Here is a 23,003-nt window from a genome sequence, read left to right on the forward strand (position 1 = left end):
GATGCTAGCCGACAAGGATCGCATCTTCACCAACGTGTACGGGTTCCAGCCATGGAATTTGGATGCGGCGGTCATGCGCGGCGACTGGGACAATACCCGGGCACTGCTGGCGCTGGGGCCGGACAATATCATCGACCGCATCAAGGCATCGGGCCTGCGCGGACGTGGCGGTGCAGGCTTCCCGACCGGGACGAAATGGTCGTTCATGCCGAAGGCCCCCAAGCCCGACCGGCCGAACTTCCTCGTCATCAATGCCGACGAATCCGAGCCGGGATCGTGTAAGGATCGGGAAATCATCCGTCATGATCCGCACAAGCTGATCGAAGGCGCGCTGGTCGCCGGGTTCGCGATGCGCGCGCGTGCGGCCTATATCTATATCCGTGGCGAATATATCCGCGAGGCAGAAACGCTCTTCGCCGCGATCGCCGAAGCCTATGCCAAGGGTTTGCTGGGAAAGAACGCTTGCGGGTCGGGCTATGATTTCGACGTGTTCGCGCATCGCGGTGCCGGCGCGTATATCTGTGGCGAAGAAACCGCCATGCTCGAATCGCTGGAGGGCAAGAAGGGCCAGCCCCGGCTCAAGCCGCCGTTCCCGGCCGGCGCGGGCCTGTATGGGTGCCCGACCACCGTCAACAACGTCGAATCGATCGCGGTCGTACCGACGATCCTGCGTCGTGGGGCGGAATGGTTCTCCAGCTTCGGTGCGGAAGGGAACAAGGGCACCAAGCTGTTCCAGATCAGCGGGCACGTGAACCGTCCATGCGTGGTCGAAGAAGCGATGAGCATCCCGTTCCGCGAACTGATCGAGAAGCATTGCGGCGGCATCCGCGGCGGCTGGGACAATTTGCTGTGCGTGATTCCGGGCGGTTCGTCGGTGCCGCTGGTCAAGGCCGAGCACATCATGGACGCGCCGATGGATTTCGACGGATTGAAGGCCGTCGGTTCCGGTTTGGGTACGGCGGCGGTCATCGTGATGGACAAGTCGACCGACGTCGTCCGTGCGATCAGCCGGCTGTCCTATTTCTACAAGCACGAAAGCTGCGGCCAGTGCACGCCGTGCCGCGAAGGCACCGGATGGATGTGGCGCGTGATGGAACGGCTGCGCACCGGCGATGCCGACCTGTCCGAAATCGATACCCTGCAACAGGTAACGAAGCAGGTCGAAGGGCACACGATCTGCGCGCTGGGCGACGCGGCGGCATGGCCGATCCAAGGGCTCATCAAGAACTTCCGCCCGGAACTGGAACGCCGGATCAACGAAAAGAACGGCACAGCCGGTCGTCCGATGCAGGAGGCCGCAGAATGATAGCGGCGCTGTACCGGATCGCAACGGCAGTCCGTCCAAGCGTGGGCGGTAGCTTCGATGGTGTGACGCACAGCGGCGGAGTGATCGCTGCATTGCATGGGAATGGCTCGAATGCCCAAGGTTAAAGTCGACGGGATCGAGGTCGAGGTGCCGCAAGGTGCCACGGTCCTGCAGGCGTGCGAAGCGGCGGGCAAGGAAATCCCGCGTTTCTGCTATCACGAACGACTGTCGATCGCCGGCAATTGCCGGATGTGTCTGGTCGAAGTAAAGCCGGGGCCGCCCAAGCCGCAGGCATCCTGCGCGCTGCCCGCCGCCGACAATCAGGAAATCCGCACCGACAGCGCGATGGTGAAGGCCGCGCGCGAAGGCGTGATGGAATTCCTGCTCATCAACCATCCGCTCGATTGCCCGATCTGCGATCAGGGTGGCGAATGCGATCTGCAGGACCAGTCGGTCGCCTATGGTCGCGGCGTATCGCGCTATGACGAAAACAAGCGCGCCGTTACCGAGAAGTACATGGGTCCGATCGTCAAGACGATCATGACCCGCTGCATCCAGTGCACCCGCTGCATCCGCTTTGCCGAAGAGGTCGCGGGCGTGGAGGAGATCGGCGCGATCTATCGTGGCGAGAACATGCAGATCACCAGCTATCTCGAACAGGCGGTGACGAGCGAACTGTCCGGCAACGTGGTCGACCTTTGCCCGGTGGGCGCGCTGACGTCGAAGCCGTATGCGTTCGAGGCCCGGCCGTGGGAATTGAAGAAGACGCTGTCGATCGACGTCATGGACGCGGTCGGCACCAACATCCGTCTCGACAGCCGCGGACGGCAGGTGCTGCGCTGCGTTCCTCGAATCAACGAGGACGTGAACGAGGAATGGGCGCACGACAAGACGCGTCACGTCGTCGACGGTCTGGTGCGCAAGCGGCTCGACAAGCCTTATCTCCGGCGGGGCGGCAAGCTGGTTGCGGTCGAGTGGGACGAAGCGTTCGCGGCCATCGCGGCGGTGAATGCCGGATCGTCGGTCGCGGCGATCGCGGGCGATCTGCTCGACTGCGAGACGATGTTCGCTGCGAAGTCGCTTGTCGAAGCCTGCGGATCGTCGCTGCTTGAAGGTCGTCAGACCGGGATGGCGTATGACGTGACGAATCTGGGCGCGGTGGCGTTCAATTCGACGATCGCGGGCGTGCAGGAGGCGGACGCGATCCTGCTGGTCGGCACCGACTTGCGCCGCGAGGCTCCGCTGATCAACACGCGCGTTCGCAAGGCGATCAAGCGCGGCGCCCGCGTGTTCGGCATCGGTCCCGAAGTCGATCTGACCTACAAGGTCGAATGGCTTGGCAACGATCTGGGGCTGCTTGGCGGATTGCCCGACCGTGCGGCGGAAGCGCTCGACGCTGCGGTGCGGCCGCTGGTGATCGTCGGACCGGGGGCGCTCACGAACGGCCATGCCGCCGCGCTGAACCTTGCGCGCGACGGCAATCTGGTCCGCACGCTTGACGACGGTACGACGTGGAACGGTTTCAACGTCGTCCACACCGCCGCCGCGCGGATGGGCGCGCTGATGCTCGGATACGCGCAGCCAGGCGGTATCGCCGATATCGCTGCTGCCGAACCGAAGCTTGTTTTCTTCCTCGGCGCGGACGAAGTCGATTTCAGCCGGTTCGCGAACAGCACCAAGGTCTATATCGGCCATCACGGCGACAAGGGCGCGCAATCGGCTGACATCATCCTGCCCGGCGCGAGCTATGCCGAAAAGCCGGGGACGTACGTCAATCTCGAAGGGCGCGTGCAGCGCGGCGACCGGGCGGTGTTCCCGCCGGGCGACGCGCGTGAGGACTGGACGATCCTGCGCGCGCTGTCCGAAGTGATGGGTCACACCTTGCCGTTCGACGACTACGCCGGCCTGCGCCGGGCGATGTTCGCGGCGGTCCCGGCGCTGGCAAGTGAGGGACTGGCCGGTTACGACTGGAACCCGCCCGCGCTCGACGCTAAGGGCAGCGGCGCGGTCACCTATCCGATCGCCGACTTCTACCTGACCAACGCGATCTGCCGGGCCAGTCCGACGATGCAGCGTTGCTCGGCCGAACTCGTCCATGGCCAGGATTTCGCGGAGGCCGCCGAGTGACTTCGTTCTTCGAAACTACCGTCGGAATGTCCTATGGCTGGGCATGGACCGTCGCCACGCTGGTAGGCATTCTCGTCATTGCGCTGCCGCTGATGTTGGCGGTGGCAATGATCATCTACGCCGATCGCAAGATCTGGGCGGCGATGGCGCTGCGCCGTGGTCCGAACGTCGTCGGGCCGTTCGGCCTGCTCCAGTCGTTCGCCGACGGGCTGAAGGTATTCCTTCAGGAAACGATCGTGCCGTCGTCGGCAAATCGCGGTCTGTTCCTGCTGGCGCCGATCATAACCTTCACCGTGGCGCTGATCGTATGGGCGGTTATTCCGTTCGACGTCGGCGTGGTTGTCGCTGATATCAACGTCGGGCTGCTCTACATCCTCGCGGCATCGTCGCTCGGCGTGTACGGCGTCATCATCTCGGGCTGGGCATCCAACTCGAAATACCCGTTCTATTCGGCGCTGCGCGCTGCGGCACAGATGGTGAGCTATGAGGTCGCGATCGGCTTCGTGCTGATTTCGATCGTGCTTTGGGCAGGTTCGTTCAATCTGACGACGATCGTGCTCGAACAGCGCGCCCATATCTTCGGCTTCATCAATGGCTTCGGGTTCAACCCGCTGCTGTTCCCGATGGCGGTGGTGTTCCTGATCTCGTCGCTGGCGGAAACCGCGCGTGCGCCGTTCGATCTGACCGAGGCAGAATCGGAACTGGTCGCAGGGTATCAGACCGAATATTCGTCGATGGCGTTCGCGCTGTTCTGGCTGGGCGAATATGCCAACGTTATCCTGATGTGCGCGCTAAACGCGCTGCTGTTCTGGGGTGGCTGGTTGCCACCGGTCGACTGGGCGCCGCTCTATGTCCTGCCCGGCATCATCTGGTTCCTGCTCAAGACGTTCTTCTTTTTCTTCGTGTTCAGCTGGATCAAGGCGACCGTGCCGCGCTACCGCTACGACCAGCTGATGCGGTTGGGGTGGAAGGTTTTCCTACCGCTCTCGCTGCTTTTCGTGTTCCTGATTTCCGGCTATCTGATGCTGAAGCGGGTCCCGTGTCCGGGCACACCCGTTGCGCGGTACACGTTACATGCGCCGGCATCCGAAGTGTCCCACGCAACCAAGTACCCGCAAGGCTGCCTGTCATGAGTGTCGCTCAAGTCATCCGTTCGTTCACCTTGTGGGAGTTCGTGAAGGCGCACGCCCTGACCCTGAGGTATTTCTTCAAGGCGAAGGCGACGATCAACTACCCGTATGAAAAGAACCCGATCAGTCCGCGGTTCCGGGGGGAGCACGTGCTGCGCCGCTATCCAAACGGCGAAGAGCGTTGCATCGCTTGCAAGTTGTGCGAGGCCGTGTGCCCGGCGCTTGCGATCACGATCGAGGCGGAACCGCGCGATGACGGGTCGCGGCGTACCACCCGCTACGACATCGACATGACCAAATGCATCTATTGCGGTCTGTGCCAGGAAGCCTGCCCCGTGGACGCGATCGTCGAAGGGCCGAATTTCGAGTTCGCCACTGAAACCCGCGAAGAGCTGATCTATCATAAGGACAAGCTGCTCGCGAACGGTGACCGCTGGGAACGCGCCATCGCCGCGAACCTTGCGAGCGACGCGCCCTACCGGTAATGGCGCGCATATTCCGTACCGTCATCCGGGCCGCACAGCGGCGCGGTGCCGGCAATTTGCTTAGCGTATCGTCCCGTGCATCCATGCGGGTCGGGCAGGGGGAAGAGCAGCGCTCGTGATCCAGACACTCGCCTTCTATCTGTTCGCCACGGTCGTGGTGGCATCGGCCGCGCTGACGATCACGTCGCGCAATCCGGTCCACGCGGTGCTCTGGCTGATCCTCGCCTTCTTCAACGCAGCCGGCCTGATGGTGCTGTGCGGGGCGGAGTTCATCGCGATGCTGCTCATCATCGTCTACGTCGGGGCGGTGGCGGTATTGTTCCTGTTCGTCGTCATGATGCTCGATATCGACTTTGCCGAGCTGCGCGCCGGCTTCGTCCGCTATCTGCCGGCCGGACTGGCATTGGCGGTGCTGTTGGCGGTCGAGCTAATCGTCGGCGCCTATGCATGGACCGCCGGCCGGATCGACATGGCGCGGCGGATCGCGCCGACGGAAGCGGCGGTGCCCAATATCGAGGCGATCGGGCGGTTGCTCTACACGCGCTATCTGTACGTGTTCGAAGGCGTCGGACTGGTGCTGCTGGTCGCGATGATCGGTGCGATCGTGCTGACTCAGCGCAAGCGAGTCGATGCCAAAGCGCAGAACATCAATCGCCAAATCAACCGGCGTGCCAAGGACGCGACGCGCAACGTCAATCAGTCCATCGGGCAGGGGGTCGAACTGTGATCGGATTGACGCATTATCTGATCGTCGCGGCGATCCTGTTCACGCTGGGGGTGCTTGGCATCTTCCTGAACCGCAAAAACCTGATCGTCATCCTGATGTCGATCGAGCTGATCCTGCTGGCGGTGAACATTAATTTCGTCGCCTTCTCGGCGCAGCTTGGCGACCTCGTCGGACAGATTTTCGCGATGTTCGTCTTGGCGGTCGCCGCCGGCGAGAGCGCGATCGGACTGGCCATCATGGTCATTTATTTCCGTGGCCGCGGTTCGATCGCGGTCGACGACGTCAACCGGATGAAGGGGTGATGCCGGTGGCATTTCGCATTTTGGGGGTGCGTCCGTGACTGCCATCCATATCATCGTGTTCCTGCCGCTGCTGGCGTCGGTGGTCGCGGGTCTCGCGAACCGCGGGTTCGGCATCGCGTTTCCGAAGGTCGTGACGACCGCAGGGCTGTTCGTTGCGGTTGCATTGTCGTGGAGCGTGTTCGTCCCGTTCCTGACCGGTACGGCAGTCGCGGGCGTCACGCCGGTGTCGACCTGGATCGTGTCGGGCAGCATGGACATTGCGTGGGAGTTGCGGGTCGACGCGCTGACCGCGGTGATGCTCGTCGTCATCACCAGCGTCTCGGCGCTCGTCCACCTCTATAGCTGGGGCTATATGAGCGAGGACCCCGATCAGCCGCGCTTCTTCAGCTATCTGTCGCTGTTCACCTTCGCGATGCTGATGCTGGTGACGGCCAACAATCTCGTTCAGATGTTCTTCGGATGGGAAGGCGTGGGCCTTGCCAGCTACCTTCTCATCGGTTTCTGGTTCCGCAAGCCAAGCGCGAACGCGGCGGCGATCAAGGCGTTCGTGGTCAACCGGGTCGGCGATCTCGGCTTCATGCTCGGTATCTTTGGCACCTATCTAGTGTTCGACACCATCTCGATCCCTGAAATTCTTCAGGCCGCGCCGTCGATGGCCGGATCGACCATCGGCTTCCTGTGGTTCCGTGCGGACACGATGACGGTGCTGTGCCTGTTGCTGTTCGTTGGCGCGATGGGCAAATCGGCGCAGCTTGGGCTGCATACATGGTTGCCCGATGCGATGGAGGGGCCGACTCCGGTCTCGGCACTGATCCACGCTGCCACGATGGTCACGGCGGGCGTTTTCATGGTGTGCCGCCTCTCGCCGATGTTCGAGACTTCACCGACCGCGCTGGCGGTAGTAACGGGGGTCGGCGCGGCGACGTGTCTGTTCGCAGCGACGATCGGGTTGGTCCAGACCGACATCAAGCGCGTCATCGCCTATTCGACCTGTTCGCAACTCGGCTACATGTTTTTCGCGGCGGGGGTCGGCGCCTATGGTGCGGCGATGTTCCACTTGTTCACGCACGCTTTCTTCAAGGCGCTGCTGTTCCTGGGGGCCGGATCGGTCATCCATGCGATGCACCATGAACAGGACATGCGGTTCTATGGCGGCTTGCGGAAGCATATTCCGCTGACCTTCTGGGCGATGCTCGCTGGTACGCTCGCGATCACCGGTGTCGGTATCTATGGCATTGGCGGTTTCGCCGGTTATCATTCGAAGGACGCGATCCTTGAAGCGGCATGGGCATCGGGGCCGGGGGGCTATGGCGCCTTCTATGTCGGTACGTTCGCTGCGCTTCTGACCAGCTTCTATTCGTGGCGGCTGATGTTCCTGACGTTCTTCGGCAAGCCGCGCTGGGCAGGGTCGGAGCACATCCAGCATGCCGTCCACGACGCGCATGGTCATGGACGTGACGCGCACGGGCACGGGCACGACGATCACGGTCATGACGCGCATCCGGCGGCGGAAGACGGGGGCCACGCACCGTCGACGCACGACGCCCATGCCAGCGACGTCGTCCAAGGCACGGCAGGCTATCAGCCGCACGAAAGCCCGTTGCCGATGCTGATCCCGTTGATCGTGCTGACGGTCGGTGCGGTGGCGGCGGGTTACGTATTCCACCATTGGTTCATCGAAGCAGAGGCGGGTGCAACGTTCTGGAAGGGCAGCCTGTTCTTCGACGAACATCTGATGCACGCGATGCACGAGGTGCCGTTGCTGGTGAAGCTGGCGGCGACGATCGTCATGGTGATCGGTTTCGTCAGCGCCTTCTATGTCTATATCGCGCGGCCGGGGACGGCGGCGGGGATCGCGGAGACGTTCCGCGTCCTTCATCGCTTCCTGTTGCGGAAATGGTATTTCGACGAACTGTATCACCTGCTGTTCGTACGACCGTCCTTCGCGCTGGGCCGTTTCTTCTGGAAGCGTGGCGACGAAGGTACGATCGACCGGTTCGGCCCCAACGGGTCGGCGGCGCTGGTCGGCTTTTCAAGCCGCCTCGCCGTACGGATGCAGACCGGCTATCTCTATACCTATGCCTTCGTCATGCTGATCGGCCTGACCGCGGCGGTCACATGGGCGATCGCGTCGTGATGCGCGTCTTCAAGCAAATGGTTCGGGGGAATAACAAGTGAACGGCTTCCCGATCCTGTCGGTGATGCTGCTGGTGCCGGCAGTCGCGGCGATCCTGTGCCTGTTCGTGTCGGCCAATGCCGCACGCTCGACGGCGCTGATCGCCACGCTGATCGATTTCGCACTGGGCGTCGTTCTGTGGACCAGTTTCGACGTTGGCGGCGCGCAGTGGCAGTTCGTCGAACGGCCCGCGCTGGGCGATTTCGGGCTGTTTCAATATGCGCTCGGCATCGACGGCTTCGCGCTACTACTCATCATGCTCAGCGTTTTCCTGATGCCGATCTGCATCGGCGCGTCGTGGAAGTCGGTGACGAACCGCGTCCCCGAATATATGGCGCTGTTCCTGGGTGTCGAAGTGCTGATGATCGGCACGTTCGCGGCGCAGGACCTGTTGCTGTTCTACGTCTTCTTCGAAGGCGGGCTGATCCCGATGTATCTCATCATCGGCATCTGGGGCGGCGCGAACCGCATCTATGCGTCGTACAAGTTCTTTCTGTACACGCTGCTCGGTTCGCTGCTGATGCTGATCGCGATGATCTATATGGTCACGACGGCGGGCACGTCCGATATCCCGACGCTGATGGCGTACGACTTCCCGGCGCATGTCCAGACATGGCTGTGGCTGGCGTTCTTCGCATCCTTCGCGGTCAAGATGCCGATGTGGCCGGTCCACACCTGGTTGCCGGACGCGCACGTTCAGGCACCGACCGCCGGTTCGGTGATCCTGGCGGGCGTGTTGCTCAAGCTGGGCGGATACGGCTTCCTTCGGTTCTCGATCCCGATGTTCCCCGAGGCCTCGGGCGAACTGACGTGGCTGATCCTGACGCTGTCGGCGATCGCGGTCGTCTACACCTCGCTCGTCGCGCTGGTGCAGGCGGACATGAAGAAGCTGATCGCCTATTCATCGGTCGCGCATATGGCGATCGTTACGATCGGCCTGTTCGCATTCAACCAGCAGGGTATCGAAGGTGCGATGATCGTGATGCTCAGCCATGGGCTGGTATCGGGCGCGTTATTCCTGTGCGTCGGCATCATCTACGATCGGCTTCATACCCGCGAGATCGCGCGCTATGGCGGTCTGGCCATCAACATGCCGCGCTATGCCGTGTTCTTCCTGCTGTTCACCATGGCATCGATCGGCCTTCCGGGCACCTCTGGCTTCGTCGGAGAGTTCCTGAGCCTTGCCGGCACCTATCGTGTGTCGACATGGGCTGCGCTGATCTGCACGACGGGTATCATCCTCGGCGCGGCCTATTCGCTGTATCTCTATCGTCGGATCGCGCTGGGCGAGCTGGTGCATGATGATGTGAAGTCGATGTCCGACGTGTCGGGACGCGAACTGGCGCTGCTGGCCCCGATCGCGGCGGTGGTGCTGTGGATGGGCGTTTATCCCGAAAGCTTCATCGCGCCGATGCGTGGCGACGTCGCGTTGCTGTTGCAGCGGATCGAACGGGCGGCACCTGCCTCTGACTCACGGCCGACTCCGGGCAATCCGGCAGCGGCGGCGGCCACGGCCGCGCACCATCAAACGGGCGGCGGCGAAGCGACGCACGGGGAATCGCACTGATGAACTACGCCGAACAATTGTCGATGACCCTGCCCGAGCTGGTGCTCGCAGCGGGCGCGATCGTCCTGATGCTGGTATCGGCATGGGGCAAGCAGGCCGCGACGCGCGGCGTCAGCATCGCGGCGGTGTTCGTGCTGGCGAGCGCGGGTGTCGCGCTGGTCGGGAACGGCACGTCGGGCGGCATCGCCTTTGACGGCATGTACCGTGCCGATGCGTTCGCGGGTTTTGCCAAGGCGCTGATTTATATTGCATCGGCAGTCGCGATCATCATTGCCCCGCGCTTTTTCGCGCGATCGACCGGTGACAATCTGAAGCCCGAATATCCGGTGCTGATCCTGTTGTCGGCATGCGGCATGGGCATGATGGTGTCGGCGGCGGATCTGCTGCTACTCTATGTCGGTCTCGAACTGCAGAGCCTGTCTGGGTACGTCCTTGCCAGCTTCATGCGGCGCGATGCGCGTTCGGCCGAAGCGGGACTGAAGTATTTCGTGCTGGGTGCGCTCGCGTCCGGCATCCTGCTATACGGTATCAGCCTCTTGTACGGTTTTGCGGGGACGACCCTGTTCGACGATATCGCGCTGGCCTATGCCGGGCCGCGGAACATGGGCCTGTTGTTCGGGCTGGTGTTCGTATTCGCGGGCATGGCGTTCAAGCTGGCGGCCGTGCCGTTCCACATGTGGACGCCGGACGTATATGAAGGTGCTCCGACCCCGGTCACGGCGTTCTTCGCGTCCGCGCCGAAGGTCGCCGCCGTGGCCATGGCGCTGCGCGTTGCCGTCGAGGCAATGGGCCCGGCGACCGATCAATGGCGGCAGATCGTGATCTTCGCGGCGCTCGCCTCGATCGTGCTCGGCGCGGTCGCCGCGATCGGGCAGACGAATATCAAGCGTCTGCTCGCTTACTCGTCGATCAACAATGTCGGGTTCGCGTTGGTCGGTCTCGCCGCCGGTACGCCGGAAGGTATCGCGGGTGTGCTGTTCTATCTGGCCATCTACGTGGTCATGACGCTCGGCTCATTCCTGATCGTGTTGCAGATGCGGGGCGAGGACGGTCAGCCGGTCGAAACGCTGGCGAGCCTTTCGGGCATGTCGCGCACCCGGCCCGGACTCGCGCTGGCGCTGGCGATCTTCATGTTCTCGCTGGCCGGTATTCCGCCACTGCTCGGCTTCTGGGCAAAGTACGCCGTGTTCGATGCGGCCGTGCGCGCCGGGCTGTTCCCACTAGCGGTCATCGGTATCGCCGCCTCGACCATCGGCGCCTATTATTATCTGCGCGTCGTCAAGACGATGTACTTCGATGAGCCGGCGCCTGCGTTCGTTCGCGAACAGGCACTGGTCGAAGGCGGTCTGATCGTGGCGACGGCCGTGCTGATCTCACCGGTCGGCATGTTCCTGATCCCGGCATTGACCGCATGGACGATGTCGGCGGCGGTCGCGCTGTTCTGACGATCCGGGTCGTCGGCGAAACCGGTTCGACCAACGCCGATCTGCTTGCCGCTGCGGCGGCGGGCGCGGCGGAGGGCAACTGGCTTCGCGCCGAACGGCAGACGGCCGGCCGGGGGCGGCAGGGGCGACCGTGGATCGACGGTGCGGGCAATTTGTTCGCCAGCACGATCGTCCGCCTGAGGCCGGGCGATCCGCCGGCACCCTCGCTCGCGCTGGTCGCGGGCGTGGCGTTGGCCGAGGTGATCGAGGACATTGCGCCGGGACTGGCTCGGATCAAATGGCCCAACGACCTGATGGTCGGAACCGCCAAGCTGGCGGGCATGCTGCTGGAACGTGGCACAGGCGACGCGGTGGTCGCGGGCTTCGGCGTCAATGTCGGACGGCACCCCGACCTGCCGGACCGGACGACGACCAGTCTGGCCGCACAGGGCTTGCGTATGGAGCTGGTGGCGCTGCTCGACGGTCTGACTGCGACCTTCGCGGCACGGCTATCCGACTGGCGCGCGTCGGGGATGGCGGTTATTCGCCAGCGCTGGCTAGCGCTCGCGCATCCGGTCGGGACGCCGCTGACAGCCCGTCTGGCCGTTGGTCGCACGGCGCAGGGGCGGTTCGACGGGCTGGAGCCTAGTGGGGCGCTCCGGCTGAAACTCCCTGACGGCGCGGTCGAGATCATCCATGCCGGTGACGTGTTCCTGTAAGACGGGTGCTTGTCGCCAGTCGCGACATTCTCTAGCGGTACTGCGACGCCGTCCGGGCGTCAGGGAGTTTCGATGCTGCTCGCGATCGATGCCGGCAACACCAATGTCGTATGTGCGCTTGTCGATGGCGACGCGATCGTGGCGCGCTGGCGGATCGCGACCGATCCCCGGCGGACGGCGGACGAATATGCGGTGTGGCTGAGCCAGCTGCTGGCATTGGACGGCCGCGACCGGTCGGTGGTCGACGCGGTGATCATCGGCACGGTCGTGCCGCGCGCGCTGCATAACCTGCAGGTGCTGGCGAGCAAGTATTTCGGCGTCGATGCCGTCGTCGCGGGACGCGACGCGGCCGAATGGGGCATCGCGCTGGACGTCGAGGAGCCGCAAGCGGTCGGCGCCGACCGTGCGCTCAACGCCATTGCCGCACATGCCGCGCATCCGGGTGACCTGATCGTCGTCGACTTCGGCACCGCTGCCACGTTCGACGTAGTCGATTACACCGGGGCGTATAAGGGCGGCATCATTGCGCCGGGCATCAACCTGTCGCTCGACGCATTGGTGACGGCGGCGGCCAAGCTGCCGCGGATCGCGATCGAGGCGCCAATCAGCACGTCGGTCATCGGACGCAATACGGTCGACCAGATGCACATTGGCATCTATTGGGGCTATATCGCGATGATCGAGGGGCTGGTCGCGCGGATGAAGGCAGAGATCGGTCGTCCGGCGCGCGTGATCGCGACGGGCGGGCTGGCGATCCTGTTCGAGAAACATACCGGGGTGTTCGATGCGATCGAACAGGACCTGACGATTACCGGACTGGCGATGCTGTGGCGCCGGACCCATATGACGACAGCGAAATGATGTGAACCAAGACCCTCGCGAATACGCGCGAGAATAGAAAGATATTGAGTGACACCCAAGAAAGAACTGCTCTTCGTCGCGCTCGGCGGATCGGGCGAAATCGGCATGAACGTCAACCTGTACGGCACCGCCGGCAAATGGCTGATGGTGGATTGCGGCGTGACCTTTGCCGACCCGGCTTATCCTGGGATCGACGTGATGTTGCCCGACGTCCAGTTTATCGAGGAACGCGCCGAACAACTGCTCGGCATCGTCATCACCCACGGGCACGAGGATCATATCGGCGCATTGCCGTATCTTGCCGCCGATCTGGGCGTGCCGATCTATGCCACGCCGTTCACGGCGGGGCTGATCCGCGGCAAGCTGGACGAGGAAGGTATTTCCGACCGCGTCAAGCTGAAGATCATCCAGATGGGCGGATCGATCAAGGTCGGCCCGTTCGGCGTGCGCTATGTGCCGATGGCGCATTCGATCCCCGAATCCAACGCGCTGGTGATCGAGACCCCGCATGGCCGGATCTTCCATTCGGGCGACTGGAAGCTGGACCCGCAGCCGATGGTCGCGACCCCGGCGACCCCGGAGGAGCTGACCGCGATCGGTGACGAGGGCATTCTCGCGCTGGTGTGCGATTCGACCAACGTCTTCAACACTGAAGCGTCGGGATCGGAAGCCGACGTCCGCAAGGGCCTGTTCGAACAGGTCGCGTCGGCGCAGGGCCGGGTGATGGTCACCAGCTTCGCGTCAAACGCGGCACGGCTGCATACGCTGGGCGAAGTAGCGCGCGAAACCAACCGCAAGGTCTGCGTCGCGGGCCGCTCGCTCGACCGCATCCTGAAGGTCGCGAAGGCGACCGGCTATCTCAAGGATTTCCCGCAGACAGTCGATTACGACACTGCGATGCGGTTGCCGCGCAACGAGATCCTGATCATCGCCACCGGCGGACAGGGCGAGCCGCGCGCGGCACTGGCGCGCGTCGCCAATCGCGAGCATCAGATCGGTCTGGACGCCGGGGATCGTGTGATCTTCTCGTCCAAGCAGATTCCGGGCAACGAGGTCGCGATCGGCCGTATTCAGAACCAGCTTGCGGCGGCGGGGATCGAGATGATCACCGAGCGGCAGGCGCACGTCCATGTGTCGGGCCATCCGGGACGGCCCGAACTGGCCCAGCTATACAAATGGCTGCGTCCCGAAGTGCTGATGCCGGTCCATGGTGAGATGCGGCACCTGATGGAGCATGCCCGTTACGGCCTGTCGCAGGGCATTTCGCAGGCGATCGTCCAGACCAATGGCGATATCGTGCGGCTGGCGCCGGGCAACCCGACCAAGGTCGGCAAGGCCACGGTCGGCCGGCTCGCGCTCGACGGTGACGTGATCCTGCCGGCGGACGGCACGACGATCAACGAACGGCGCAAGTTGGCGGCGTTCGGCCATATGTCGGTCGCGGTCGCGGTCGATCGTCGCGGGCAACTGATCGGCGAACCGCAGATCCGGGTGCAGGGTGTCCCGGTCGAGGAAGACCGCGAACCCTTCCTTGAGGAAGCGGTCGATGCGGCGGCGGAGGCGGTGGCGTCCAAGGGTCGCGAGCGCGGCAAGCTGCCCGAGGCGATCCGGTTGGCGGTGCGCCGCGTCGCGACACGCTGGACCGGCAAGAAGCCGGTCGTCGACGTGCTCATCATCCCCGCCTGATCGCAGGCGGGGATCGGGCGATGGCGTGGCAATCGGCGCTGGCGATCTACCTGCTGTTCTGGGTGCTGGCGATGTTCCTCGTCCTGCCGTTCGGCGTCCGCACGACGCACGAGGCAGGCGAGCCGCCAGTCCCCGGACAGGCCGACAGCGCCCCGTCCGGCTTCCGCGTCGGGCGGATGGCGTGGCGGACCACGCTGGTCTCGCTGGTGCTGTTCGGGGCGTTCTACCTGAATTACGTCTTCGGGTGGGTCACGGCGGACATGCTGGACTTCTACCGATAGGTTTGGTTCGCAAAGGCCATCGACGTTCAGCGCGTTGGTGACGCAGCGTCCTGCGCGGCCATCGCCGGGCGCTCCATCACGCTGTCGTTATTGGCGATCGTACGTCCCGACGTATTGTTCGCGGTAGGGCGGACCTTGGGACAGGGTCGGGGCGACGGTATAACGCCGATCGTTCGTTGAACGTTGATCCGATCTGATATTACGCTCGCGTGGACGATCTTCGCGGCGCCGCGGTGCCGGGTGGACTTGGTCGGGCCATGTTTGGCGGGATTGGTGTCGTCGCGTCACTTCGCACCCGCATTAGGGGTGCCCGTCCGGGGACATGTCGAAAGAGGTCCACTCGCAGGGAGGTTCCGGCCTGCTTCGTTACTGGCATACTGTTGATGCTATTCCTTGCGCGGCGCGTGCGTTCGGCACGCCGGACGTCGCCCGTTGCTTTCGGTCACTGTGTCGCAGCACTGCCTCCTCCACGCGCGAAACTACCGGCGGTGCCGGTTACGCACTCTGAGGCGATGTCGGCGCGGGTGGTTCCAGAACGATGTCCGGGGAATGAGGCGGTGCGGGCGCTGAGGTTGTAATCACTGGAAGATCGCGGCTACCGGCGCGAAAGATCGGCGTCCTGCGCGGCCGGCTCACATTCAGCGTCGCTAACGGAAGCACGGTGCATCTCATCATCGCTAGGACACGTAGCCAGACGGCCTGCCAACACTCTAGCGGTTTCCTACAAGATTGCTGGCCCCGCTGGTACTGGCGAACCGCCGACTGCGTTCAGCTCCGCAAGCGTTCGATCGCCTGTGCGAGTACGACGTACAGCTTGCCCATGTCCGATGACAGCAGCGTGACCCCCATCGGCGATCCGTCGCGTAGCGCGAGGATCTGGCGCAACATCGCCTCGAAGTCGTGGATGTAGCGGTTCACCTGATCACGGAACGTCTCGTCGCCATCATACAGCGTCACGATCTCACGCGATTGCGTGCCGTCGATCAGCCGCACGGCGCGGCGCGTGAAAACGCCCCGATCGCCCTTGAGATACGCCGCCCATGCCGTGTCCGACACGTCGGTGGCCAGCGACCGCGAAATGTCGATCGCCGCCGAGTTCATCGCTTCGATCAACAGCGATACGCGGCGCGAGAACTGGTCGCTGTCGGCGGCCTCGCGCTCGGCGCGCGCGGAGGTCAGGCGGGTGTCGAGCTGCTGGCTGGTATCGGCAATATCGAGCATCTGACGCGACAGTCGTTCGGATGCGTCGGCCGCGGATGCCACCGCCTGTGCCGCGATTTCCGACAATTCGGCGACCTGTCGCGTTACCGACCGGTCGACGGCAGCGGACAACGCGTGGCCGCCCTGTGTTTCCAGATCGCGCGCCGCTTCCGGCAATACCCTCGCCAGCGTGTCGCGTGCCTGCTGACTCGCCACTTCGGCGGTGTCGCGGATTCGCAGCATCGCTTCCGACAGACGCGGTGCGGCGTCTTCGGCAAAGCGGATCGTGGTGGCGATGGTATCGTCGACGATCGTTCGTACGCCTTCGATCCGCTCCGCCCCACGATCCAGCGTGTCGAGCAGCGATTGCTGTACGGTCGACAGCGTGTCACGCTGCATCGCCACGACCCCGGCAATCGCCTCGATCGCGTCGTGCGTGCTTTCGGCGGCGGTGACGAGCGCCAACAGTTCCGGCTTCGACTGGGCGACGACCCCGCGGCTCGCATGGATCCGGGCGTCGAGGCGGTCAAGTGCGCCGGGCAGCGTTTCGTCCATCTCGCGCGCGGCGGCGTCGAGCGCCGTCAGCACGTCCTCCGCCGTCGCGATCACCCGGCGGGCGGTATCGTCGCCATTCGCCAGTGCCCCCGCCAGCGCGTCGGCGACCTGCGTCAGCGCGCCGACCGATCCGGCGACGGCCTGTGCACGCTCCACGCCGGTGATCCGCAACCGTTCGAACCGGTCGTCGACGCCGACCAGTCCGTCGTTCAGTAGCGACAGCAACGCTTCGCCATCGCGGCGGCGGTCGTTCAACTGTCCGGAAAGACCCGCGATCGCGGTATCGATCTGGCGCACCCGTTCGGCGAGTTGCTCGGCCCCTTCGCGACCCGCACGTTCGATCGCGGCCCCGTTCGCCTCGATCATCGCGATGGTCGCATCGCCCTGCGCGGTGATCGCCTTGCGCGACTGGTCGATCGCGGCGGCGGCGCGGTCGAGCACGCCGTCGATCGCATCGGACATGGTCGCGATGACCGTTTCCAGACGTGCCCCTGCGCTTTCGCTGGTCGCCTCCATTCGCGCGATATGCGCGGCAAGGCGTTGGGCCGCGCCACTCGCGACCTCGTCCGCTTCGCGTCCGCGCCGTGCCACCGCCGACAGGGCAGCATCCAGTGCAGCGACCCGCTGGCTGGTTTCCAGCCCAATCGTTTCGAGCAGCCGCCCGATTTCCATCGTCTCCAGATGTGCGCGCGGCAGCGTTGCTAGCACGGTCGCCAGCCGGTGTTCGGTGGAGTCCGCGGCATGGGTCAGCGACGCGGCGCTTGCCTCGATCAAGGCTGCCTGCGTCGCCATGCCGGCGGTCACCCCGCGCAGGCGGTCGGTCGCGCTATCGCCCAGTTGCATCAGCGATCCGGTCTGTTCGGCCAGTTCGAGGCGGGATTCCGCCAGCGACCGTCGTACCGTCGCCACGACGCTGTCGAGCGCCAGCGCCTCGGCCCGCATCGCGCGCGACGTGGCGGCGAAGCGGCGCGCCTCGGCCCGGCTGGTCCGCTGAAGCAAGAGCCACAGGATCCCGATCGCGGCGGGCGGGGCGAACAGCGCCGCGATGAACAGCACCATCTGCACCGGATCGATCGTCGCCAGTGATCCCGCGCTGAATACCAGCATGCCGGCGACCCAGGCGATTGTTAGCAAGATGACCAGCGTCGGCCATACCCAGCCGCGCGGCACGACGTCGGGTTCGACGATAGCTTCCTCCAGCCAATGTTGCGGTTCCACGTCGCCGCGGACGGCGTCGTCATGCTGGGACTGGTCGCGCAGTCCGGTGATCGAACCCCCGTTCATCCATACGGTCTAACACGATCGGAACGGCGGTGACATAGTGTAACGAATGGTTAACCCCGTTACGCCTATGCCAGTCGCATGGCATATGATCCCGGAGCAATCGACGCGACCCTGGCGGCAGCGGTGGGGGACGAACCCCGCCTCATTGCCGAACTGCGTGACGCATTCGTCGACAGTGCGAAGCGTGCCGTCGACGTACTGGAAGCGGCGGAGGGCGACCAATGGTCGTCCGCTGCGTTCCGCCTGAAAGGGCTCGCGGCCAGTTTCGGAGCGGTCCGGTTGATGGCGCTGGCCGACGAGGCGGCGGACGCGCCGATCGGCGACGCACTGGTCCTGCGCAAGCTCCACCGGACGATCGCCCGCTTCTGATCGCTTCGCGCGTGGTCCTTTCGCTGCGTTCCGATCGGGTCTGGGCCACATCGTCCCGCTTGGCGTTCCACCCCCCCGATGCTCTTGAACCGACGGATAGGCGTTGCCGTTGCGCTGGGTCAGGGCACGACGAAGGTCCGTCGCACCGATAGCGGATAACCGATCGGTTATCGGCGTTCAGGATATCAGCCCGCTTTGGCAGTTCGGCCATGATCGTCGTTCCCGGCGAACGGCGTAAGCGATGGATGTAATCGCCCGACCACGATCTTGGTGCAGACCGGCGATGCGATCGGGATCGCCGATCAGGCATAGTGTTGCGGCCGGTCGCATCGTCATGAAGCAAAGATGGCAACGACCAGATTGCCCGAGACATGGCGGGAGGGTCGGAGACCGAAACGGTCGCCTCTCGCCTAATCACGCGACGACGTCCGACAGATCCACCCGGGCGGGGTGTCTGCCCGCTACCGCCTATCGTGCGTAGGCGTCGATCAGCGACCCGACATAATCGGGCGACTTGCCGCTCAGTCCGGCGGCGGGGCGGGGGCCATAGATGAAGCCATGCGTCGGATATTCCGACCCGCCCAGTCCCTGCGAATCGCGATACCAGACCTTCACCCGCGTCCAATCGCCTGCCGCTGATACGTCGAACACCGTCACGTCCTGCTCCACGCCGCCCCGAACGCCGTTGATCCGCGACCAGTTGGCGTGCGTGACCATCGCGACGCGGGGTTCGACCACCCGGCTGATGACCAGCACATGGCCCAGCGGCAGCCGCGCGGTCTTGGCGAATGCCAGCACCGCGCCGACCTTTGGCCGATGGCCGCGCGGATACCGGCCTTCGGCCTGTTTCCACCATGTCCACGCATCGCCGTAAATCTGCACGCCCGACGCGGCGCGCGCGAACGGCACGCACTGCCCGACATAATCGAGAAGCGAATTCGCACCGACGGGCAGGGCGGCGGCACCGGCAAAGGCAAGGAGCAACGCGCCCCGGACGAACGATCCGACCATTGGCATTCCGCTATCCCCCCGATCGTCGCAAAATGGTGGACCAAAATGGTTAACGTCTGGTTTCGCATGCTTTTTGGAGGACGGGCAAACGAAAACACCCGGGCCGACCGGCCCGGGTGCTCCCGTCGCGGCGTGTGGACGCCGTGGTTTGCGGTTACGCGGCCTGCGCCACGTCGTTCGCGATCGTGGGCTGCTCGGTACCGCCCAATGCGATGCGTCGCGGCTTCATCGCGTCGGGCACTTCCCGGCGCAGGTCGATGGTCAGCAAACCGTCGGCCAGATCGGCGCTCTCCACCACGATGAAGTCGGCCAGTTCGAACCGTCGTTCGAAACTGCGGTTGGCGATGCCCAGATGCAGCACGGCGCTCTTCTGCGCGTCGGTCTGTTCGGCCTTGCGCCCTGCGACGACCAGCAGGTTCTGCTGCGCGGTGATCTCTACCTCGTCCCGGCGGAATCCGGCGACCGCCAGCGTGATGCGATAACGATCCTCGGCCAGTCGTTCGAGGTTGAAGGGCGGGTAATTCTCGCCACCCGATGCGCCGCGCGCGTTGTTTTCGAGCATGTCGAACAACCGGTCGAAGCCGATGGTCGAACGGCGATAGGGGGTAAAGTCAAAGCTACGCATATCAAATCCTCCAGCAAGAAGCGAAATGAACGTCTGAAGCGACCATGAAATCATGCGCCGCCGGTTCGTGAGAGGCCCATTCGGCGCCGCTCGAAAACCGATATGGTTCGCTGGTAAGCGGCTTCAAGCGGTGAATGACACATTTTTTGGTGCAAACCGGGGCTTCGTCGCAGCCAACAGCTTCTTTCTATGGTAATCCTATCGGAACACTAGGGTTGGCGGCAAAGAAAAACCGAACAAGGGGGCCTTTGCCATGCGCCGTTTCCGTCCGATCGCCGTCCTGTGGGCCGGCACCATGTTGACGCCTGCCGCCTTTGCGCAGGAGGCACCGACGACGCCCCCGGTGCAGCTGGCGCTTGCGACGCCGCCCGTTGCACCCGCGCTTACTGATCCCGAAGATCCTGCGATTGCTCCCGACGACGTCCAGGCGCGCGATGCCGGCGAGATCGTGGTGACCGCGCGCCGGCGCGAGGAGAATGTGCAGGACGTGCCGGTCGCCATCTCGGTCATCGGCGGCGCGACGCTGGAAGCGCAGGGCACGTACAATATCAACCGCCTGACGCAATTGCAGCCGTCGCTGCAATTCTTCTCCACCAACCCGCGCAATACGTTCATCAATATTCGTGGTATCGGCGCGCCGTTCGGCCTGACCAACGATGGGTTCGAACAGGGCGTCGGCATCTATATCGATCAGGTCTATTACAACCGTATCGCCGCAGCGACGCTGGACTTCGTCGATGTCGAACGGATCGAGGTGCTGCGGGGGCCACAGGGAACGCTGTACGGCAAGAATACCACGGCCGGGGCGATCAACATCACCACGCGCGCGCCCAGCTTCGATTTCGAAGGCCGGGCAGAGGTGTCGATCGGCGACTATAATTTCAAACAGGCGAAGGTGTCGGTGTCCGGTCCGCTGACCGACAATCTGGCGGCGCGGATCAGCGTGTCGAGCACCGACCGGCGCGGGACGATTTACAATGTCGCTACGGACACGTGGATCAATTCGCAGGACAATATCGGCGTTCGCGGTGCGCTGCTGTGGAAGCCGTCCGATCGGCTGCGGCTGACGCTGTCGGGCGATTTCAATCTTCAGGACCCGATCTGCTGCGGCCAGATCTATGCCCGCGTCGGCACGACCCAACGCGCCGCGAACCGCCAATATGCCGCGCTGACCGCGTTGTTTCCGGGATATGTCGTGCCGAGCACCGATCCGTTCGACCGGCTGACCGACCTCGACGCCGATCTGGCGGCGCGTAACGAGATCGGTGGCACGTCGCTGCGGGCTGAATGGGATCTGGGGGCGGGGACGCTGACGTCGGTCACCGCATGGCGTTATTGGGATTGGGGGCCGAAGAACGACCGCGATTTCACCGGACTGCCGGTCTACACCCGCGTCAACAACCCGACCAAGCAGAACCAGTATACGCAGGAACTGCGCTACGCCTATGACGGGCGCGGGTTCGACTTCGTCATCGGGGCATTCGGTTTCTATCAGAAGATCCATACGACCGGCGTGCAGGAAACCGGCAGTGCCGCCAGCGCGTGGCTGCTCAACCCGACCAGCGCGCTGTCGCGCAATCCAGCGGTGCTGAACGGCGTACTGGCGGAAAACGACATCCGGCTGGAGAACCTGAGCCTTGCGACGTTCGGCAAGCTGAACTGGCACGTGACCGACCGGCTGACCGTTTCCCCCGGCATCCGTGTCAATTACGACAAGAAGGAAGGACTGTACAATTCGGTCGTCACCGGCACCGCGTCCGATGGCACGCGACAGGTGATCGGCAATTCGCCGACCAGCGCCTATTACAACGATCCGTGGACCGCCGCGCAGCGCGGCGTGCAGGCATCGCAATTCTTCGAGCCGGATTTCAGCGACTGGAACCTGTCGTACGATCTGAACGTGTCGTACGATATCACGCCCGATATCCTGTATTACGCCACCTATGCCCGGTCGTTCAAAACCGGCGGCATCAACCTGAACGGCGTGCCCAGCCGTCCCGATGGGACTCCTGCATTGGAAGTCGCGCAGATCGATCCCGAAAAGGTCGATCATTTCGAGATCGGCTTCAAGACGCAATTCTGGGACCGCCGCGCGACGTTCAACGTCGCCGGCTATTGGACCAGCATCAAGGATTTTCAGGCGAGCGTCATCAGCAATGTCAGCGGAAGCAACGTGCTACGCGGCTATCTTGCCAATGCGGACAAGGTTCGCGTGCGTGGAATCGAGGCGGATTTCTCCATCCGCCCGTCGCAGCGGCTGAACGCGTATCTCAGCGGTGCCTTCACCGATCACAAGTTCGTGCGGTTCGTCGATGCGCCATGCCCGCCCGAACTGGCGGGCGGTGGTACGGGGACCCCGCCAGGACCCGCGGCGACGCCGGGCGCGAACAGCCCTGCCAATTGCGACGTATCGGGCCAATGGTTGCCCGGCGTTTCCAAATGGGCGTTCTCGTGGGGGACCGAATATAACCTGCCGGCCAAGGTGCTGGGGCGCGATGGGCAGGCCTATGCCGGCTATGATGCGAACTATCGGTCGAAATTCTCGTCCAACGCTTCGCGGTCGATCTACACCGACATCGACGGCTATTCGATCCACAATTTCCGTGCCGGGTTCCGTACGGACAATTTCGATATCTTCGGATGGGTGCGCAACGCGTTCGACGAGGATTACTTCGAGTCGCTGGCGGTGACGCCGGGTAATACCGGACTCATTTCCGCACAACTCGGCGATCCGTCCACATGGGGCGGCACGATCAAGCTCTCGTTCTGACGGTCAGCGTTCCGATGCGGCATCGTCGGCTCCGTCCGGCGGTGCCTTTCCGTCGTGTCGATAGCGGGCAGGCCACTCCGCTCCGGTGTCTCGCGTCGTAGATGGCGGAACGATCAGAGAGCCGGCGGCGTCCGAGATCGCGAACCGAACTTGGGCAGCGGCGACAGCAACGAGGCCCGCCGGCAACCTTGCGGATACGGCGCGACGGTCGGATCGAGATAACAGAAAACGACAGTCGCAAGGCCCGAAAACGCCAAACGCCCGGGCTGCTTCCAGCCCGGGCGCCTGCGTGACGATCGCTCGTCAGCCCCCTTGTCAGCCACCGCTTCCACGCCCATTCCCCCGAACAGGGCGGAGCCGGTTGGCCTCCCCGAACCACGGCCTTTTTGCCTGCGTTT

At 64.0% G+C, this 23,003-nt stretch carries 18 protein-coding genes; 15 read left to right on the forward strand and 3 right to left on the reverse strand.

What is annotated here, in order from left to right; all coding sequences use genetic code 11:
- Window position 1 precedes the first annotated feature (1 nt).
- The 13 genes from nuoF (at window position 2) to IFT55_RS11340 (ending at window position 14,791) form a co-directional block, all read left to right on the forward strand.
- Window positions 2-1,306, forward strand: coding sequence for an NADH-quinone oxidoreductase subunit NuoF (nuoF, locus tag IFT55_RS11280; RefSeq protein WP_192092027.1), 1,305 nt, complete (start codon window positions 2-4; stop codon window positions 1,304-1,306).
- A gap of 111 nt (window positions 1,307-1,417) precedes the next feature.
- Complete coding sequence (nuoG, locus tag IFT55_RS11285) at window positions 1,418-3,433, forward strand: NADH-quinone oxidoreductase subunit NuoG (RefSeq protein WP_192092029.1); 2,016 nt, start codon at window positions 1,418-1,420, stop codon at window positions 3,431-3,433.
- A 26-nt stretch (window positions 3,434-3,459) separates the two neighbouring features.
- On the forward strand, window positions 3,460-4,566 hold the full coding sequence (gene nuoH, locus IFT55_RS11290) for an NADH-quinone oxidoreductase subunit NuoH (protein WP_197976433.1): 1,107 nt from the start codon (window positions 3,460-3,462) through the stop codon (window positions 4,564-4,566).
- Window positions 4,563-5,048 carry an NADH-quinone oxidoreductase subunit NuoI gene (gene nuoI / locus IFT55_RS11295; RefSeq protein ID WP_192092033.1) on the forward strand — a complete coding sequence of 162 codons (486 nt, stop codon included), beginning with the start codon at window positions 4,563-4,565 and terminating at the stop codon, window positions 5,046-5,048. Before nuoH ends, nuoI begins: the two co-directional genes overlap by 4 nt.
- Window positions 5,049-5,163: 115 nt before the next feature.
- Window positions 5,164-5,775: an NADH-quinone oxidoreductase subunit J gene (locus IFT55_RS11300; RefSeq protein WP_192092035.1), complete on the forward strand. Its 612-nt coding sequence runs from the start codon at window positions 5,164-5,166 to the stop codon at window positions 5,773-5,775.
- Window positions 5,772-6,077, forward strand: a complete 306-nt coding sequence (gene nuoK / locus IFT55_RS11305; protein WP_192092037.1) for an NADH-quinone oxidoreductase subunit NuoK — start codon at window positions 5,772-5,774, stop codon at window positions 6,075-6,077. Before IFT55_RS11300 ends, nuoK begins: the two co-directional genes overlap by 4 nt.
- A gap of 34 nt (window positions 6,078-6,111) precedes the next feature.
- On the forward strand, window positions 6,112-8,214 hold the full coding sequence (gene nuoL / locus IFT55_RS11310) for an NADH-quinone oxidoreductase subunit L (RefSeq protein WP_192092039.1): 2,103 nt from the start codon (window positions 6,112-6,114) through the stop codon (window positions 8,212-8,214).
- Window positions 8,215-8,251: 37 nt separating this feature from the next.
- Window positions 8,252-9,820 carry an NADH-quinone oxidoreductase subunit M gene (locus IFT55_RS11315; RefSeq protein WP_192092041.1) on the forward strand — a complete coding sequence of 523 codons (1,569 nt, stop codon included), beginning with the start codon at window positions 8,252-8,254 and terminating at the stop codon, window positions 9,818-9,820.
- Window positions 9,820-11,265, forward strand: coding sequence for an NADH-quinone oxidoreductase subunit NuoN (nuoN, locus tag IFT55_RS11320; protein ID WP_192092043.1), 1,446 nt, complete (start codon window positions 9,820-9,822; stop codon window positions 11,263-11,265). Before IFT55_RS11315 ends, nuoN begins: the two co-directional genes overlap by 1 nt.
- The gene (locus IFT55_RS11325; RefSeq protein WP_192092044.1) at window positions 11,232-11,963 is read left to right on the forward strand and encodes a biotin--[acetyl-CoA-carboxylase] ligase; all 732 of its coding nucleotides are present in this window, start codon (window positions 11,232-11,234) and stop codon (window positions 11,961-11,963) included. The genes nuoN and IFT55_RS11325 overlap by 34 nt, the downstream gene beginning before the upstream one ends.
- 72 nt (window positions 11,964-12,035) lie before the next feature.
- A complete protein-coding gene (locus tag IFT55_RS11330) occupies window positions 12,036-12,824 on the forward strand; it encodes a type III pantothenate kinase (protein WP_192092046.1) in 789 nt (262 codons plus the stop codon).
- Window positions 12,825-12,872: 48 nt separating this feature from the next.
- A complete protein-coding gene (locus tag IFT55_RS11335; RefSeq protein ID WP_192092048.1) occupies window positions 12,873-14,510 on the forward strand; it encodes an RNase J family beta-CASP ribonuclease in 1,638 nt (545 codons plus the stop codon).
- A 20-nt stretch (window positions 14,511-14,530) separates the two neighbouring features.
- The gene (locus IFT55_RS11340) at window positions 14,531-14,791 is read left to right on the forward strand and encodes a DUF1467 family protein (RefSeq protein ID WP_192092050.1); all 261 of its coding nucleotides are present in this window, start codon (window positions 14,531-14,533) and stop codon (window positions 14,789-14,791) included.
- Window positions 14,792-15,559: 768 nt separating this feature from the next.
- On the opposite strand, the gene IFT55_RS11345 is transcribed toward IFT55_RS11340, so the two are convergent.
- The gene (locus IFT55_RS11345) at window positions 15,560-17,830 is read right to left on the reverse strand and encodes a hypothetical protein (RefSeq protein WP_192092052.1); all 2,271 of its coding nucleotides are present in this window, start codon (window positions 17,828-17,830) and stop codon (window positions 15,560-15,562) included.
- A gap of 78 nt (window positions 17,831-17,908) precedes the next feature.
- On the opposite strand from IFT55_RS11345, the gene IFT55_RS11350 reads away from it, so the two are divergent.
- Window positions 17,909-18,199, forward strand: a complete 291-nt coding sequence (locus IFT55_RS11350) for an Hpt domain-containing protein (RefSeq protein WP_192092054.1) — start codon at window positions 17,909-17,911, stop codon at window positions 18,197-18,199.
- Between the two features lie 468 nt (window positions 18,200-18,667).
- Here IFT55_RS11350 and IFT55_RS11355 read toward each other — a convergent pair whose 3' ends face one another.
- Both IFT55_RS11355 and IFT55_RS11360 read right to left on the reverse strand, forming a co-directional pair.
- On the reverse strand, window positions 18,668-19,210 hold the full coding sequence (locus IFT55_RS11355) for a CHAP domain-containing protein (protein WP_192092056.1): 543 nt from the start codon (window positions 19,208-19,210) through the stop codon (window positions 18,668-18,670).
- 154 nt (window positions 19,211-19,364) lie between these two features.
- Window positions 19,365-19,835: an Hsp20 family protein gene (locus IFT55_RS11360; protein ID WP_192092058.1), complete on the reverse strand. Its 471-nt coding sequence runs from the start codon at window positions 19,833-19,835 to the stop codon at window positions 19,365-19,367.
- A 253-nt stretch (window positions 19,836-20,088) separates the two neighbouring features.
- Between IFT55_RS11360 and IFT55_RS11365 the strand changes: the two genes are divergently transcribed.
- Window positions 20,089-22,605: a TonB-dependent receptor gene (locus IFT55_RS11365; protein ID WP_249403765.1), complete on the forward strand. Its 2,517-nt coding sequence runs from the start codon at window positions 20,089-20,091 to the stop codon at window positions 22,603-22,605.
- Window positions 22,606-23,003 lie beyond the last annotated feature (398 nt).

It is taken from the genome of Sphingomonas sp. CFBP 13720 (genome assembly GCF_014842075.1).
Classification (GTDB): Bacteria; Pseudomonadota; Alphaproteobacteria; order Sphingomonadales; family Sphingomonadaceae; genus Sphingomonas.

Excerpts from the sequence above, each read along its gene's own strand:
- nuoF (WP_192092027.1), top strand. The coding sequence starts at position 2 with ATGCTAGCCGACAAGGATCGCATCTTCACCAACGTGTACGGGTTCCAG.
- nuoG (WP_192092029.1), top strand. The coding sequence starts at position 1,418 with ATGCCCAAGGTTAAAGTCGACGGGATCGAGGTCGAGGTGCCGCAAGGT.
- nuoH (WP_197976433.1), top strand. The coding sequence starts at position 3,460 with ATGTCCTATGGCTGGGCATGGACCGTCGCCACGCTGGTAGGCATTCTC.
- nuoI (WP_192092033.1), top strand. The coding sequence starts at position 4,563 with ATGAGTGTCGCTCAAGTCATCCGTTCGTTCACCTTGTGGGAGTTCGTG.
- nuoN (WP_192092043.1), top strand. The coding sequence starts at position 9,820 with ATGAACTACGCCGAACAATTGTCGATGACCCTGCCCGAGCTGGTGCTC.
- IFT55_RS11325 (WP_192092044.1), top strand. The coding sequence starts at position 11,232 with ATGGACGATGTCGGCGGCGGTCGCGCTGTTCTGACGATCCGGGTCGTC.
- IFT55_RS11330 (WP_192092046.1), top strand. The coding sequence starts at position 12,036 with ATGCTGCTCGCGATCGATGCCGGCAACACCAATGTCGTATGTGCGCTT.
- IFT55_RS11340 (WP_192092050.1), top strand. The coding sequence starts at position 14,531 with ATGGCGTGGCAATCGGCGCTGGCGATCTACCTGCTGTTCTGGGTGCTG.
- IFT55_RS11345 (WP_192092052.1), bottom strand. The coding sequence starts at position 17,830 with ATGAACGGGGGTTCGATCACCGGACTGCGCGACCAGTCCCAGCATGAC.
- IFT55_RS11350 (WP_192092054.1), top strand. The coding sequence starts at position 17,909 with ATGGCATATGATCCCGGAGCAATCGACGCGACCCTGGCGGCAGCGGTG.
- IFT55_RS11355 (WP_192092056.1), bottom strand. The coding sequence starts at position 19,210 with ATGGTCGGATCGTTCGTCCGGGGCGCGTTGCTCCTTGCCTTTGCCGGT.
- IFT55_RS11360 (WP_192092058.1), bottom strand. The coding sequence starts at position 19,835 with ATGCGTAGCTTTGACTTTACCCCCTATCGCCGTTCGACCATCGGCTTC.
- IFT55_RS11365 (WP_249403765.1), top strand. The coding sequence starts at position 20,089 with ATGCGCCGTTTCCGTCCGATCGCCGTCCTGTGGGCCGGCACCATGTTG.